Source organism: Thalassotalea algicola (assembly GCF_012932965.1).
GTDB lineage: Bacteria > Pseudomonadota > Gammaproteobacteria > Enterobacterales > Alteromonadaceae > Thalassotalea_F > Thalassotalea_F algicola.
In genome coordinates this window covers 275,586-290,595 of record NZ_JABBXH010000002.1, presented here as the reverse complement: position 1 = coordinate 290,595, position 15,010 = coordinate 275,586, and the positions used below count along the sequence as shown (strand labels likewise).

General features: G+C 40.2%; 14 protein-coding genes. 8 read left to right on the top strand and 6 right to left on the bottom strand.

Annotated elements, in window-relative coordinates; all coding sequences use genetic code 11:
* Window positions 1-59: 59 nt before the first annotated feature.
* The 3 genes from HII17_RS05925 to HII17_RS05915 are packed head-to-tail and all read right to left on the bottom strand — an operon-like array spanning window position 60 to window position 4,580.
* Complete coding sequence (locus tag HII17_RS05925) at window positions 60-2,567, bottom strand: ABC transporter permease (RefSeq protein WP_169074437.1); 2,508 nt, start codon at window positions 2,565-2,567, stop codon at window positions 60-62.
* A 14-nt stretch (window positions 2,568-2,581) separates the two neighbouring features.
* Entirely contained in the window at window positions 2,582-3,262 is a 681-nt protein-coding gene (locus tag HII17_RS05920; RefSeq protein ID WP_169074436.1) for an ABC transporter ATP-binding protein, read from the bottom strand.
* Between the two features lie 13 nt (window positions 3,263-3,275).
* A complete protein-coding gene (locus HII17_RS05915; protein WP_211185269.1) occupies window positions 3,276-4,580 on the bottom strand; it encodes an efflux RND transporter periplasmic adaptor subunit in 1,305 nt (434 codons plus the stop codon).
* A gap of 180 nt (window positions 4,581-4,760) precedes the next feature.
* Between HII17_RS05915 and HII17_RS05910 the strand changes: the two genes are divergently transcribed.
* From HII17_RS05910 to HII17_RS05880, 7 genes are all read left to right on the top strand, one after another.
* On the top strand, window positions 4,761-6,167 hold the full coding sequence (locus tag HII17_RS05910) for a sigma-54-dependent transcriptional regulator (protein ID WP_169074435.1): 1,407 nt from the start codon (window positions 4,761-4,763) through the stop codon (window positions 6,165-6,167).
* A complete protein-coding gene (locus HII17_RS05905; RefSeq protein WP_169074434.1) occupies window positions 6,157-7,509 on the top strand; it encodes a sensor histidine kinase in 1,353 nt (450 codons plus the stop codon). Before HII17_RS05910 ends, HII17_RS05905 begins: the two co-directional genes overlap by 11 nt.
* A 105-nt stretch (window positions 7,510-7,614) precedes the next feature.
* Window positions 7,615-8,343, top strand: a complete 729-nt coding sequence (rsmE, locus tag HII17_RS05900; RefSeq protein ID WP_169074433.1) for a 16S rRNA (uracil(1498)-N(3))-methyltransferase — start codon at window positions 7,615-7,617, stop codon at window positions 8,341-8,343.
* A gap of 8 nt (window positions 8,344-8,351) precedes the next feature.
* Window positions 8,352-9,308 carry a glutathione synthase gene (gshB, locus tag HII17_RS05895; RefSeq protein WP_169074432.1) on the top strand — a complete coding sequence of 319 codons (957 nt, stop codon included), beginning with the start codon at window positions 8,352-8,354 and terminating at the stop codon, window positions 9,306-9,308.
* An 18-nt stretch (window positions 9,309-9,326) separates the two neighbouring features.
* Window positions 9,327-9,881, top strand: a complete 555-nt coding sequence (locus HII17_RS05890; protein WP_169074431.1) for a YqgE/AlgH family protein — start codon at window positions 9,327-9,329, stop codon at window positions 9,879-9,881.
* Between the two features lie 23 nt (window positions 9,882-9,904).
* Window positions 9,905-10,348: a Holliday junction resolvase RuvX gene (gene ruvX / locus HII17_RS05885; RefSeq protein ID WP_211185268.1), complete on the top strand. Its 444-nt coding sequence runs from the start codon at window positions 9,905-9,907 to the stop codon at window positions 10,346-10,348.
* A 21-nt stretch (window positions 10,349-10,369) separates the two neighbouring features.
* Window positions 10,370-11,311, top strand: coding sequence for an AEC family transporter (locus tag HII17_RS05880; protein ID WP_169074430.1), 942 nt, complete (start codon window positions 10,370-10,372; stop codon window positions 11,309-11,311).
* Window positions 11,312-11,338: 27 nt separating this feature from the next.
* Here the strand turns inward: HII17_RS05880 and HII17_RS05875 are convergent, their stop codons facing one another.
* The 3 genes from HII17_RS05875 to HII17_RS05865 form a co-directional block, all read right to left on the bottom strand.
* Complete coding sequence (locus HII17_RS05875; protein WP_235938662.1) at window positions 11,339-11,881, bottom strand: DsrE family protein; 543 nt, start codon at window positions 11,879-11,881, stop codon at window positions 11,339-11,341.
* A gap of 119 nt (window positions 11,882-12,000) precedes the next feature.
* Entirely contained in the window at window positions 12,001-13,140 is a 1,140-nt protein-coding gene (locus HII17_RS05870) for a PilT/PilU family type 4a pilus ATPase (protein WP_169074429.1), read from the bottom strand.
* Window positions 13,141-13,229: 89 nt separating this feature from the next.
* Window positions 13,230-14,273, bottom strand: coding sequence for a type IV pilus twitching motility protein PilT (locus HII17_RS05865; RefSeq protein WP_169074428.1), 1,044 nt, complete (start codon window positions 14,271-14,273; stop codon window positions 13,230-13,232).
* Between the two features lie 39 nt (window positions 14,274-14,312).
* Between HII17_RS05865 and HII17_RS05860 the strand changes: the two genes are divergently transcribed.
* Window positions 14,313-14,984: a YggS family pyridoxal phosphate-dependent enzyme gene (locus HII17_RS05860; RefSeq protein WP_169074427.1), complete on the top strand. Its 672-nt coding sequence runs from the start codon at window positions 14,313-14,315 to the stop codon at window positions 14,982-14,984.
* The last annotated feature ends 26 nt before the right edge of the window (window positions 14,985-15,010 follow it).

The window sequence follows — 15,010 nt, the reverse complement described above, 5'->3', positions numbered from 1 at the left end:
AAATTAAAAAAAACCGCATACTTATACAAGTCTGCGGTTTTTTATTATCAAACGCTTAGTTATTCATACCGTAATGAATGAACTGGGTTTTTACGTGCAACTCTTGCCGCATTACCACCAACAGTTACCCAAGCAATAATTAATGACAGCTGCCCTACGCCTAAGCAAATTGGTATAAACCACCAGCTATCAATGCGATATGGAAAGGCTTCTAACCAAGACGCCATTGCATAGATAGCAATTGGCCAAGCGAGAATATTAGCCAGCATCACTGGTTTTGAAAATTGCCACATTAGCAATCTAACAATATCTCTTACATTCGCACCCATGACTTTTCGTATACCTATTTCCTTAGTTCTACGTTCAACAGTAAATGCCGATAAACCATAAAGTCCTAAGCATGCCACTAAAATTGCTAATAATGAAAAAGACAGAAATAACTGTGCAGTAGTCCGTTCATCTTGATATTGTGCTGCCATCATTTCCGATAAGAACTGCAAACTAATTGGCTGCAACGGCACGTTCTGTTTCCACACTTGTTCAATACTACTCATTAAGTTGGCCAGATTGTTTGAAGTGAACTCTATATTTGCCACACGAAAACGACTTGGGTTAAGCATATAAGCACTAGCTCGAATACCAAATTTAATTGATCTAAAGTGAATATCAGGGATAACACCTATGATTGTTAAATGATGTCTACCTAAGGCCAACGTTTTCCCTATGGCATTTTTTGGTTCAGTAAAACCTAATTTCTTAATTGCTGTTTCATTCAATACTACACTTGCCTGCCCTATTTCGGTTGAGTCTTCTGCAAGAGGCGTCATTTGGTCTGTACCATAATCTTCACTAAACAAACGACCAGCAAGCGGCGCTACTTGATAAGCCTCAAAAAAGCCATAATCCATATTGTGGTAATTAAAGAACACTGGCTCTACTTTATTGCCGCTTTCGTCAGTTTCTAGCAAAGTAAATTGATTGTTATTTTCATTATCTTGAGTAGGCGCTTCTGACGAAAACGTCACTGATTTTACTTCTGGAAGGTTTAATAATTCCTGCTTTAAACTTTGTAAATTATCACCAGTACTTCGAATATTAAGTACTAGTTTATTATCACTTTTAAAGCCGACATCAGCAGAAGTTGAGTAGATCGTTTGAGCATAAACTACTATGGTTGCAACAACCAAAATAATAGACGCAGCAAACTGGAAAATAACCAAGGCGCTTCTCATTTTCGCGGTACTGCCTGATTCACTGCTCTTGCTTGCTTTAAGAATATGACCAGGTAAAAAACGTGATAAATACATTGCTGGATAGATTCCCGCGCCTATGCCGACAACGGTTGCAATCATAATAAGTAACAGTAGCAAACTTGGATCGTCAAATAATTGCAGTTGCAAGTCTTTACCTATCACTTCATTATAAAACGGTAGCACTAATTCAGCAGCGGCTACGGCAAATAATAGTGCAATAAACACTAAGGTAATTGCTTCACTTAAAAATTGAATAGCGACTTGACCACGTGAAGCGCCTAACACCTTACGCATTGCTACTTCCTTAGCACGTTTACTCGCTTTAGCTGTAGATAAGTTCATAAAATTTATGCAGGCAATAATAAGCACCAACATTGCAACAACGGTAAATGTTTGAATCATCTCAGCATCCCCCATTGGCGTTAAATCCCCCATGTTGCCAGCATCTTTTTTGGCATGAAGATGAAGGTCACCTAGCTTCATTGCATTTAAGCTGACAAAGTCAGTTACTTGCTTGCCATCAGCTTTGTCACCTAGAAATTGCTTACTCATTTCAATCAGAGGACTTTCATTGTTAAGCCAGTATTCCATGCGCTCTTGAAATTGCGCCAACTCTATCCCTTGATTTAACTTGAAATAGGTATATACATTGACGCTGGTCCACGTATCTAATACACCGTTACCAGGCTGAAATAATGCTGGTTGCAAATAAAACAGCATATTAATGTTTAAATGAGTTTCGTCAGGCAAGTCTTTTAGCACACCGGTGATGGCAACTTCTGCAGGTTCAGGGCCTACGCAACACACAGTTAATGTTTCACCAATTACATTTGTGCGACCAAAGTATTTAAGTGCCAGCTCTTCTGTTACGACTAAGTTCAAAGGTTGGCTATAAGAAGTTTCCTTATCACCATGAGCAAACGGCAAATCAAAAACATCAAAAAAACTACCATCTGCCATGGTCATTGCTTCATCAAAAGCATCTTCTCCCTTGCGTACCGTTAAGTTCCACTGGATAAGACGCACGCCGGTTTCAACTTCATTTTGCGCATAATCTCGGATGGCTTCCATCATTCGGCCCGCCGATCTTACCGTTAAAAATGGCGGTTGATTTGGCATGGTAAACGCAGTATGAATGCGTGCTACACGCTCATAATCAGTCAACCACTTGTCATATCCTGATTCTGCTCGAACAAACAACATTATTAATAAGCAGCTCATCAAACCTACTGATAAACCAAAGATATTAATTGCTGAGAATATGCCGTTTTTAATGATATTCCGCCAAGCGGTAATTAAGTAATTTTTAAACATAATTTACCCCTTCGTTAGGCTGCTCGAATGTTTTCAGTAACTACTGAGCCATCAAATAAATTAATAACACGTTTGGCATAATCAGCGTGAGCAGGACTATGAGTTACCATAATGATTGTTGTACCTTCGTCATTAAGTGACTGAAGCATTTCCATTACTTCTTGACCATGGGCACTGTCTAGGTTACCCGTAGGCTCATCAGCTAGGATCATTTTTTGATCGCCTACGACAGCACGCGCAACCGCAACACGCTGTTGTTGCCCACCAGATAATTGGCTAGGCATATGTTTAGCTCGATGAGCAATTCCAACTCTATCCATAACTTTAGCGACTCGTGATTTTCGCTCAGCAGACGGGATGTTGTGGTATAGCAATGCCAGTTCAATATTCTCTTCAACAGTTAATTCATCGATTAAATTAAAGTTTTGAAAAATAAAGCCTATATTACGCTTACGAATTTCTGAGAGCTTGGCTTCAGAGTAATTAGAAATATCCTCATCTAGAAACAAGTATTGCCCTGATGAAGGTGAATCCAACATACCTATGGTATTTAACAGTGTTGATTTCCCACAGCCTGACGGCCCCATAATGGCAACAAATTCACCTTGACCAATTTCAATATTTACCTCATTAAGCGCTAATGTTTCAACGTCTTCCGTTTGATAAACGCGAGTTAAGTTATGTAATTTAAGCATTTTTCTTCCTTTTTTAATTCTGTACTGTAAGTTTTAAGCGCTGCATATCTTGATAACTCGTATATGGGCTGGTCACTACTCTTTCGCCAACCTCTAAGCCATCAAGCACTTCAATGAATTGATTATTTCTTCTACCTAGTCGAATAGGACGCCTTACCGCTTCACTGCTATCTTCGGTAACAACGAAAATCCAATTGCCTCCAGTATCTTGGTAAAAGGCACCATTTGGGATAAGCAATGCTTTAGAAGCATCGCCTAGCGTCAGCTTGGTTTGTACGGTTTGGCCTCTACGGATGCCTTTGGGCTGTTCTCCAACAAATTTGAAATCAACTTCAAATTGTCCGTTTTGCACTTGCGGATAAATTTTGCTGATTGTTAACGGATATTGGTCATAAGTGGCAGACTGACCAATATCAACTCGCCCTAAATAAAATTCATCAATAAACGCGGTTAATTTGAAGTCGTTTGGTGTGTCGATTTGACCTAATCGCTCACCTCTACCAATGCTTTGACCCACTTCAACATTAAAGCCGGACAACTTGCCATCGACAGGGGCACGAACATTCATATTGTCCAAATTTTGACGAGATATCGCCAAATTACTCTCTAAGCGTTCACTAGTTTCTTTAAGAAAAGCCAGTTGAGCCTCTTGCATTCTGGTGTCTGACGCTTGGCTTTCTAACGTTACCGCTAGTTGGCTTTTATACCAATCCAACGTGTCTTGGGTGTCATCAAATTTGGATTGCGTAATCGCGCCAGTTGTTAACAACTCCTGCTCTCGTGACAGTTGACGAGTTAAGAGCTTAATTTGATATTCAATATCGATAATGTTGCTTTTATGGCGTAAGCGATTTTGCTCTAGGCTTAATTCAATAGAGCGCATATTGTTTAGCTGTTCAGCTACTCGCGCCTCATTACCTAACACACTTAGCTGCAATGACGCATTTGAAAGTTCGACAATTAAGTCACCCGCTTTTAATTCAACACCATCTTCAACCAAGATACGTTCGACGCGGCCACCTTCAACGGCATCTAGAAACACTGTTTTAGCAGGTGCAACTCGACCTCTTATCGGAATAAAGTCTTCAAATGTGCCTTTGGTGACGTGTGAAATCACAATGCGATCACTGTTAATCGACAAAGCTTTACCTGATGGCGAGCTAATGAACTGATAGGCCATAGCAATTATCAGCAGTACAACCACTAAAATCGCTAATAGCTTCGGCCATTTAACATTAGGCTTTTCTACTTTTCGATCCATCCCTGCACCAGTCACAGCTTTTTGAGAATCGGATACTGCTTTAAGTGAACTATTCATAAACAACAAACTAAAGTTAACATTGGCCTAGTACTTACAATTATCGTTCCAAGTTATAACTAGCTGTTTTTATTGCTAATTTCATATCTTTCACGATAAACCCCATAAAAAACTGTACGTATTCGAACACTAGGTGTACGTTATTGAACAGTAAGAACATAAAATGAATGGACAAAACTTGTGAAACAAGACGCGCATATTCTGATTGTTGATGATGACGAAGATATATTGGTTGCCGGTAAATTATTGCTAAAACGAAAGTTCGAAAAAGTCAGCATTTGTAATCGTCCTGAGCAATTACCAAACTTATTAACTGACAATGAATATGACGTTATTTTACTCGATATGAATTTTGGTCCAGGCGAAAGTTCGGGCGAACAAGGATTTTACTGGTTACAGCAGATACTAACGCGTAAGCCTGAAGCCATTGTTATTATGATAACCGCCCACGGTGGTATTGATGTCGCCGTAGAAGCAATTAAGCAGGGAGCAACAGATTTCATTGCCAAGCCTTGGCATAACGAAAAAGTCATTGCGACTGTAACCACGGCATGTGAGTTAAAGCGCACACGCAACGAAGCACAACAACTGAAAGCCACTAATCAAGCCTTAGTTCAAGCCGTTCAAGATTCTTCAACTAATGACAGCATTATTGGCAACTCTGCTGCAATGCAAGAAGTGTATTCGATAATAAGTAAAGCCGCACCAACTGACGCCAATGTATTAATCTTAGGCGAAAACGGTACAGGTAAAGAGCTAGTCGCTAAAGAAATTCACAAGCAAAGTAAGCGCAGCGAACAAGTATTTTTGTCGGTTGATTTAGGCGCATTAACTGAAACACTATTTGAAAGTGAGTTATTTGGCCATACAAAGGGTGCATTTACTGGCGCCCAACAAGATAGAGTCGGCAAAATAAAGGCTGCTGACGGCGGCACTCTATTTTTAGATGAAATAGGTAATTTACCACTGCACTTACAAGCGAAGTTACTTACTGTGCTAGCGCAACGAGAAGTTACACCCGTTGGTAGCAATAAAGCTATTCCTTTTAATGTACGTATTGTCGCTGCGACTAATATTGATAAGTCAGTGCTCAGTGATGAATTAAAGTTTAGGCAAGATTTATTATTCCGGTTAAATACCGTCGAAGTCCAATTGCCACCGCTTAGCGCTAGAACCGAAGACATTCAGCCGATCGCTCAATACTACATTTCACTTTATTGTAAAAAATACCAAAAAAACGAAATGGCCTTATCGCCTGGTGCCCTTGCAGCCATTATTGACTATCAATGGCCTGGCAATATAAGGGCGCTGAGACATGCTGTAGAGCGTGCAGTGATTTTAGCGCAATCAGACACCTTAACAGAATATGACTTTCAACTTGCACCACTACAGCCAAAGGTGAACTCGTCTGCAGATGCCAATCGCCAAGACTTTACTTTGCCTAAACAATTGAACTTGGATGACATCGAAAAACAAGCAATTAGCCAAGCACTTAAAAAGCATGGATACAATATTAGTCATAGCGCTAAAGAGTTAGGGCTGACTCGAGCTGCACTTTATAGAAGGATGGAAAAACATGGGCTTTAAACGTTTTTCTCTTTTCATCATCATTCGTACCGCACTAGCGATGGTTTCTTTATTGGTACTTTCCTTTTTCCTAACAAATACCGGCTATCACGCTGCTAGCATTGTTATGACACTTTTACTTGCGGCGCAACTTGCTGAGCTTGTCAGTTTTGTTTCTAAAACCAATGCTGAGTTAGTGCGTTTTTTTGAAGCGGCTCGCCATGCTGACTATTCACAGCGCTTTGACTTATCACGACTCGGTTCAGGTTTTGATGAGTTGGGCAAGGCCTTTGGAGATATTCTTAGTCGATTGCAAATTGCTAGAAATCAGCAAGAAGAAACACTACGCCATGTAAAAGCGGTGGTCGAACATGTACCAGTACCATTAATGAGTATTCAAAATGATGGCCAGGTAACTTTATGGAATAATAGTGCTAGGCGTTTGTTTGGAACACACCCCGTCATCAACATTGATGACTTATCAGCCTTTAACAGTAATTTCCCTAAACAATTACTCGCCATGGCACCGGGTGAACGATCACTAATTAATATGGTGATTGACGATATGCAACACCAGTTAAGTATTGCCGCAACAGAAATCGTTATTGCCGGTCAAAAAGAACTATTAATCAGTCTACAAGATATCCAGTCTGAACTTGATGCCGCACAATTGGAAGCATGGCAAGATCTTGTCAGAGTGTTAACCCATGAAATAATGAATAGCATCACACCTGTTGCTTCTTTGGCTAATACTGCCGCCGATCTAGTTGACGATGTTAAAGCACAAGTTGATGAACAGCTCGAACTTAAAGACTCATTAAGTGATGTCAGCGATGCAGTAAAAACCGTTGCTCGTCGCAGTGATAGCTTAATGAATTTTGTTACCAGTTATCGTCAACTTACTCGTCTTCCTGAGCCGAATAAAACTCAAGTTTTATTAACCGAATTATTTGACCAAGTTACACGTATCGCCTGTACAAATTGGCCTAACAAAGCTATCGATATTACAACGAATATCGAACCTAAATCACTGAGTGTCACGTTGGACAGAGATATGATTGAACAAGTACTTATCAATCTCCTTAAAAACGCTGAACATGCAGTGCAAGAATGCAACTCTGCGGCAATATCATTAACCGCATATCTAAATCTTAGGGGGCATATCGTCATTGACGTTAGTGATAACGGGGTTGGTATTAGCGAAGAAGTTGCAGAAAAAGTATTTGTTCCATTTTTTACTACCAAAAGAGAGGGGTCTGGCGTTGGCTTAGCTTTGACTAGGCAAGTAATGCTTGCTCATGGCGGTCATGTCTCACTGCATAGCATCCAAGGGAAAGGCAGTAAATTCAGCCTCACTTTTTAATGCGTTAGCGATAGGATTATTTACAAATATTGCCTTGTTTTTTAAGCATAGTGCCCCTATGTTCATAGTAATCTAACAATTTGATTTTCAGAGTGTTACAGCTCAATGCGTAATCCACGAATTTACTTAGCTCAGTCGTTCAATGTCGGCGATACGGTGCTATTATCAGACGATGCTTTTGGCCATGTAGTCAGAGTGCTTCGTTTAAACAATGGTGATGCAATCACCCTATTTAACGGTACAAACAAAGAGTTTCAGGCGACACTTACCGAGGTCAGTAAAAAAAGAGCTAGTGCTCTCATCATTAGTGAACAGCTAATTAGCAATGAATCGCCGTTAAACATACATTTAGGCCAAGGAATTTCTCGAGGCGACCGTATGGATTTTACTCTGCAAAAATCAGTGGAATTAGGTGTGAACACCATAACGCCGTTATTTACGGAACGCTGCGGTGTAAAACTTAGTGGTGAACGCTTAGCGAAGAAACTCGAACAATGGCAAAAAATTGTCATTAGCGCCTGCGAACAAAGTGGTCGATGCCAAGTGCCAGAAGTGAGAGCCCCTATTTCGTTAGCAGATTGGCTCACACAAGAAACCAACGCATTGAAAATAAATTTACACCCAAAAGCTGAGCATTCTATTATGACACTGCCAGTTGAAAGTACACGTGTTCGCTTATTAATTGGCCCTGAAGGCGGTTTAAGTGATGAAGAAATCACATCGGCGCAAGCATCAGGCTATACTGATGTATTACTTGGCCCTAGAGTATTGAGAACAGAAACAGCAGCACTAACGGCAATTACCGCTTTGCAATGTCGTTTTGGTGATCTATAGGAACAGATATGACAATTAAACTTGGGGTCGTTATGGACCCTATTTCTACCGTAAAAGTACAGAAAGATTCTTCAATGGCAATGATGCTGGAAGCCCAGCAACGTGGTTATGAAATTTACTATATTGAAATGAAAGACCTGTACCTAAGCCAAGGCCAATGTCGTGCAAATGTACAACCTGTCACTGTGTACGATAATACCGAACACTGGTACGACTTAGGCGACGAAAAAGATATTGCCGTTAGTGAACTTGATGCGGTATTAATGCGAAAAGATCCACCATTTGACACCGAATATATTTACGCCACCTACATGTTAGAACGTGCAGAAGTTGAAGGCACATTAATTGTTAATAAGCCACAAAGCTTGCGAGACTGTAATGAAAAACTATTTACAGCTTGGTTCCCAGAATTAACACCAAAAACCATAGTGACTCGCAGCGACAAGCAAATTCGTGAATTTCATAAATCGTTAAATGACGTCATTATCAAACCGCTAGATGGCATGGGAGGCTCTTCAATTTTTCGCATTAAAGAAGGTGATGCCAACGTTGGTGTTATTATTGAAACCTTAACTAACCACGGCAGTCAGTATGCTATGGTACAAGAGTACATGCCAGCGATTAAAGAAGGCGACAAGCGCATTCTCATCGTTGATGGTGAAGTAATGCCATATTGTTTAGCTCGCATCCCTGCGCAAGGTGAAACGCGCGGTAATTTAGCCGCTGGTGGCAGTGGTGAACCAAGACCATTGTCAGCCAGTGACAAATTGGTCGCTGAAACAATTGCGCCAGAATTGAAAAAACGTGGGCTTATTTTTGTCGGCCTTGATGTAATTGGTGACAAGGTAACAGAAATAAATGTCACCAGTCCGACCTGCATTCGAGAAATTGAAGCGGCATTTTCAATTAACATTTCAGGTAAATTAATGGACGCTATTGAAGAGCGTTTAGCTGCACGCCAATAAGATATTAAGAGGTAATCGATGGAAAGTTTAGAAAACCAATTTTTAATTGCCATGCCATCGATGGGTGATCCCTATTTTAGTCGCACGGTAACGTATATTTGCGAGCACAATGATGATGGGGCAATGGGACTCATCATCAATTTGCCAGTCAATCTGACACTTAATGAATTACTGGAACAAATTGATGCTGACAAACCTAAAGTGGAATCACTTGAACAGCAAGTACTCACTGGTGGTCCTGTCGCACAGCAGCGTGGTTTTGTGCTTCACAGTCCTCAAAATTGCTGGAGTAGTTCGCTATCCTTGAGCAGTGAAATAATGATCACCACGTCTAAAGACATTCTAATGGCACTAGGTACCGAGCAAGCCCCACCAGAATTTATGGTAACCTTGGGCTATGCCGGTTGGGGCCCAGGCCAGTTAGAACAAGAAATTGGTGAAAATTCTTGGCTTACTACACCTGCCGATACTGACATTATGTTTAATACCCCAATTGAACAGCGCTGGCAAAAAGCTACTGAGCAGCTCGGTATCGATTTAGCGCACTTATCGACAGATATTGGCCACGCCTAACAACCCATAGTGAATAATAGTTAATGGCAACAATAAAAAAACCAATTGGTGAACGCACCGTTATCGGCTTTGATTTTGGAAAAAAATATATTGGAGTAGCCGTCGGTCAAGAAATTACCGGCACCGCGACTCCATTAGGCTCAGTAAAAGCTAAAGATGGCATTCCTCAATGGGATGCATTGGAAAAATATCTAAAAGAATGGCTGCCTGATTACATAGTTGTTGGCTTACCTTTAAATATGGATGGCAGCGAACAACAACTAACCAAAGATGCTCGAAAGTTTGGTAATCGAGTATTTGGACGATTCGGGATTAACGTTGAATTCAACGATGAACGACTTACTACAGCTTCAGCTAAAGAAAATTTATTTGCCAGTGGTGGCTATCGTAACTTGAAAAAAGACAATGTGGATGCCGAATCTGCTCGCCTAATTATCGAAAGTTATTTCGAACAACTTTATGACTAAGGGCCCATATCACTTCAAATAATGAATATTATTCCTATTATCAGCCCTTTGATATTCCTAGCATTACTGGGCTTTGTTATTGCAAAAAAAAGTTGGTTGTCAGAACAGCAATTGGCAGGGCTGATCAAAGCAACGTTCGCAATTTTTATTCCGGCATTTTTGTTTTATCGAATGGCTACAGCTGACTTAGACAGTCAGTTGAATATTCACTTATTTAGTTCGTTCTATTTACCGGTACTGATATGTTTCGCATTGGGGTTTATCGTCAATCACTTTTGGCATAGCGAACATAAGAAAAATAAGGCTGCTTCTGCTGTTTTTGCCTTAGGCAGCAGTTATTCCAATAATGTTATAGTCGGCTTGCCGGTGTTATTGCTACTTATCGGTGATAAAGCACTACCGATCATTTTTCTCATCGTAACTTTTCATAGTGCGATGTTGTTTGCTCTTACTAGCGCAATTGCTAGCACTCAAGCACAAAGTAGCCAAACAAAAAACAGCTGGTTAACATTTATTAAACAGACCCTAAGCAACCCACTAATTGTTGCAATTCTATCAGGATTAGCCATTAATAAATTAGGCATAACCTTGCCAGATGTTATCAGTAAGTCATTACAATTTTTAGGACAACCAGCAATACCATTAGCTTTAATTTCATTGGGAGCATCAATTGCAAAATATGATATTAGAGGTGAACGAAAATTTATCGCCTTAGCTAGTGCTATCAAGTTACTGGTGCTGCCAAGCTTAGTTTACTTTACTGCGACGTATTTATTTAAATTAGAATTATTAGTGGTTCAAGTATTGGTAATACTAAGTGCATGCCCTACAGGCGTTAATGCTTATTTGCTCGCACAACTGCATCAAGTGCACCGTAAAGCAGTAGCTAGTACCGTCGTTGCAAGCACCGTTGCTTCTGTTTTCACCCTACCGCTATGGATGTACTGGTTAAATTTGGCTTAACTGGGCTTAACTGGGCTTAACTGGGCTTTAAAACGGGTTTACGCTATAACCTTGCTGCTGTAAAAGCGCATTCGCGGTCATCGCAGATAACGACATTTTAACCCCTTGAGATAATTCACTTTTTGCTATTTTGTAATAAGCGGCAGATTGACCACAAATAAAAATTTGTGTGTTAGCTTGTTGGAGCAAAGCTAATAATGGTTGATTTGGGTTCGCTTGTTTATAACGTTTTTGATATGCGGCATCAGAAAGCACATCAAGACCTGCTTTACCGTGAACCACTAACGCTAAATGAATATTTTCAGGCTTGATCCCGTTTGCAACATGCATGTTGATAAAGCGTGCTAGCGAATTAAACTGTCGATTAACTTTTCCTTCGCCAGTTTGCTTTGCAACGTCAAATACCACTTTAAACACTTCATTCCCCGCTAAAGGGCGACTCTGATTAACCGGTGCGTGCTTGCCAAAACCTTTAATAATTGGGCCATCGTTAAACTCTGTGGCCATAGCACTTACCGTTATTAACAATAAACTACACATCAAAACAATAAAATTAATGATACTTTTCATAGGTTTCTCTTAACAAAACTTAAAATTTTTAGTTATCAGTAGTTAATAAAAAAAGGCTCAATTGAGCCTTTTAACAATACTTATTCTGAACAATACAAACTTGCTTAATAAAAAGGAGGTTACAAACCGCCATCTTCATCATCGCCTTCCATGCCGGCAAGCGTAACGCCAGATAAACCGCCTACGCCGCCTTGATCGTTTGAGCGTAATTTGATCATTAAGCGTAAATCGTTTGGTGAATCTGCATGATGTAGAGCATCAGCATAGTTAATGAGTCCCTGTTGATACAAATTAAATAATGCTTGGTCAAACGTCTGCATTCCCAGTTCGTTCGACTTTTCCATCACTTCCTTAATACTACCAACATCACCTTTCTTAATGAGCTCAGCAATATATGGTGAGTTAAGCAAAATCTCAATGGCAGCTACACGACCATTACCATCTTTGGTTGGTACCAGCTGCTGTGCAATGATGCCACGTAAATTTAACGCTAAGTCAAATTGTAATTTCTGATGCTGATCAGCAGGCACTAAATGCATAATACGGTCAATTGCTTGGTTGGCGTTGTTAGCATGCAGTGTCGCAATACATAAATGACCAGTTTCAGCAAAGGCTAACGCATGTTCCATAATTTCTTGAGAACGAATCTCACCAATTAGGATAACATCTGGCGCTTGTCGAAGTGAGCTCTTAAGCGCCGCATCAAAGCTTTCCGTATCTAAGCCAACTTCACGTTGAGTAATCATGCTCTTGGCATGCTCATGAACAAATTCCACCGGATCTTCAATGGTAAGAATATGACCACGTGCATTTTTATTACGATAGCCAATCAATGCCGCCATTGATGTTGATTTACCAGTACCCGTACCACCAACGAATAACACTAAACCACGCTTAGACATCACCACGTCTTTTAATACTGGTGGTAAGCCAAGATCATCTGCATCAGGAATATCTGTCACAATACGACGTATTACCATTCCGGCCATATCTCTTTGCCAAAATGCTGAGACACGAAATCGACCAATATTTTCAATAGAAATTGCGAAGTTACACTCTTTTTCTTCGTCAAATTGGCCTTTTTGTTTTTCATTCATTGCATCATGAACAAGCGCCAATGATTGCTCGGCAGACAAAGGTTCACTATGGATTGGTTGCAGCTCACCATTTATTTTGGCGCTTACGGGAAGCTTAGCTGTTACAAACATATCCGATGCTTCTTCCTCAACCATTTTATTGAGCAGTTGATGAAAATCCATATTTTACTCCTTCTAAACAAAAGCCGAGTAATTGCTAAAATCAACTCGGCCCTTTACTCTTTTATACGTAATAATACTGTTTCAGTTAATTAAAAACCTTGAAACTGGTTTTTATCAGCGGCTTTACTTGCCGCATCTTGACGTGTAATTAAGCCTCGGTTCACTAAATTTAATAAGCATTGATCCATCGTCTGCATTCCGTGAGACATACCCGTCTGAATCGCAGAATACATTTGAGCAACTTTATCTTCACGAATTAGGTTTCGAATTGCCGGTACACCTATCATTATTTCGTGTGCGGCGACTCGGCCCCCCCCCACTTTCTTCACTAGCGTCTGCGAAATTACAGCACGCAATGACTCTGAAAGCATTGAACGCACCATAGATTTTTCTTCCGCTGGGAATACATCAATAATACGGTCAATGGTTTTAGGTGCTGACGTGGTATGCAACGTACCAAATACTAAATGACCTGTTTCCGCAGCAGTCATCGCTAATCGAATCGTTTCAAGGTCACGCATTTCACCAACTAAAATCACATCAGGATCTTCACGTAGTGCAGAGCGAAGTGCAGCATCAAAACTTAAGGTATCGCGATGAACTTCCCTTTGGTTAATTAAGCACATTTTATTGTCGTGTACGAATTCGATAGGATCTTCGATAGTCAAAATATGATCATATTTATTCGAATTAATGTAATCGATCATCGCCGCCAACGTCGTCGACTTACCTGAACCTGTTGGTCCTGTAACCAATACGAGTCCGCGAGGCGTATCAGCTATTTCTCTAAATATCTCTGGGCAGCCCAAATCTTCTAAAGTTAATACTTTACTAGGGATAGTACGAAATACTGCTGCTGGCCCACGCGCTTGGTTAAAGGCGTTTACCCTGAAACGTGCTAAGTTAGGTACTTCAAAAGAGAAATCCACTTCCAAGCTTTCTTCGTATTCTTTTCGCTGACGATCGCTCATAATGTCATACACTAAGGCATTAACATCCTTGGCATCAAAGGCTGGAATATTTAGTTTACGAACTTCACCATCAACACGAATTGACGGCGGAGTACCTGTCGATAAATGCAAGTCAGATGCATTATGATCAACACTAAAGGCTAATAATTCGGTAATATCCATAAGAACCTCTTATTCTGGGTAATAATTTTATAATCAACCATGAACATTAAAGACAATTTATCGCAAATTCACCAGCAGATTTCACAAGCTTGTAAACAAACTAATCGCTCACCAGAACAAGTAAAATTACTTGCGGTTAGCAAAACGAAGCCTTCTGAGTTGGTAATGCAAGCTTATCAAGCAGGTCAACGCCACTTTGGAGAGAACTATGTTCAGGAAGCGGTAGATAAAGTTGCTCAATTGTCGCATTTGTCGGATATCTGTTGGCATTTTATTGGTCCTATTCAATCAAACAAAACAAAGTTGATTGCCGAAAACTTTTCTTGGGTTCATAGTGTCGACCGAATAAAAATTGCCACTCGTCTTAATGATCAAAGGTCTAGTCAAGATACTCCCCTGAACATTTGTTTACAAGTGAATATTAGTGAAGAAGAAGCAAAATCTGGTGTGAATTTATCGGAACTTCCACAATTAGCTCAATATGTTAGCAATTGCGAACATTTGAAATTACGCGGCCTAATGGCCATTCCACAAAAAAATGCGCCGATTTCTGTGTTTAATCAAATGAATCAATTATTTACAGACTTGAAAAAGCAATATTCAACCATAGATACCTTATCAATGGGTATGTCTAACGATTTGGAGCCAGCCATCGCAGCGGGCTCAACTATGGTACGAATTGGCACCGCGATTTTTGGCCAACGTAGTTAACATGGCTAAATAACTTAAGGTTTACA

What these genes read in the sequence shown, in the direction of transcription:
- HII17_RS05925 (WP_169074437.1), bottom strand. Translation starts at nt 2,567, where the DNA reads ATGTTTAAAAATTACTTAATTACCGCTTGGCGGAATATCATTAAAAAC.
- HII17_RS05920 (WP_169074436.1), bottom strand. Translation starts at nt 3,262, where the DNA reads ATGCTTAAATTACATAACTTAACTCGCGTTTATCAAACGGAAGACGTT.
- HII17_RS05915 (WP_211185269.1), bottom strand. Translation starts at nt 4,580, where the DNA reads ATGAATAGTTCACTTAAAGCAGTATCCGATTCTCAAAAAGCTGTGACT.
- HII17_RS05905 (WP_169074434.1), top strand. Translation starts at nt 6,157, where the DNA reads ATGGGCTTTAAACGTTTTTCTCTTTTCATCATCATTCGTACCGCACTA.
- rsmE (WP_169074433.1), top strand. Translation starts at nt 7,615, where the DNA reads ATGCGTAATCCACGAATTTACTTAGCTCAGTCGTTCAATGTCGGCGAT.
- gshB (WP_169074432.1), top strand. Translation starts at nt 8,352, where the DNA reads ATGACAATTAAACTTGGGGTCGTTATGGACCCTATTTCTACCGTAAAA.
- HII17_RS05890 (WP_169074431.1), top strand. Translation starts at nt 9,327, where the DNA reads ATGGAAAGTTTAGAAAACCAATTTTTAATTGCCATGCCATCGATGGGT.
- ruvX (WP_211185268.1), top strand. Translation starts at nt 9,905, where the DNA reads ATGGCAACAATAAAAAAACCAATTGGTGAACGCACCGTTATCGGCTTT.
- HII17_RS05880 (WP_169074430.1), top strand. Translation starts at nt 10,370, where the DNA reads ATGAATATTATTCCTATTATCAGCCCTTTGATATTCCTAGCATTACTG.
- HII17_RS05875 (WP_235938662.1), bottom strand. Translation starts at nt 11,881, where the DNA reads ATGAAAAGTATCATTAATTTTATTGTTTTGATGTGTAGTTTATTGTTA.
- HII17_RS05870 (WP_169074429.1), bottom strand. Translation starts at nt 13,140, where the DNA reads ATGGATTTTCATCAACTGCTCAATAAAATGGTTGAGGAAGAAGCATCG.
- HII17_RS05865 (WP_169074428.1), bottom strand. Translation starts at nt 14,273, where the DNA reads ATGGATATTACCGAATTATTAGCCTTTAGTGTTGATCATAATGCATCT.
- HII17_RS05860 (WP_169074427.1), top strand. Translation starts at nt 14,313, where the DNA reads ATGAACATTAAAGACAATTTATCGCAAATTCACCAGCAGATTTCACAA.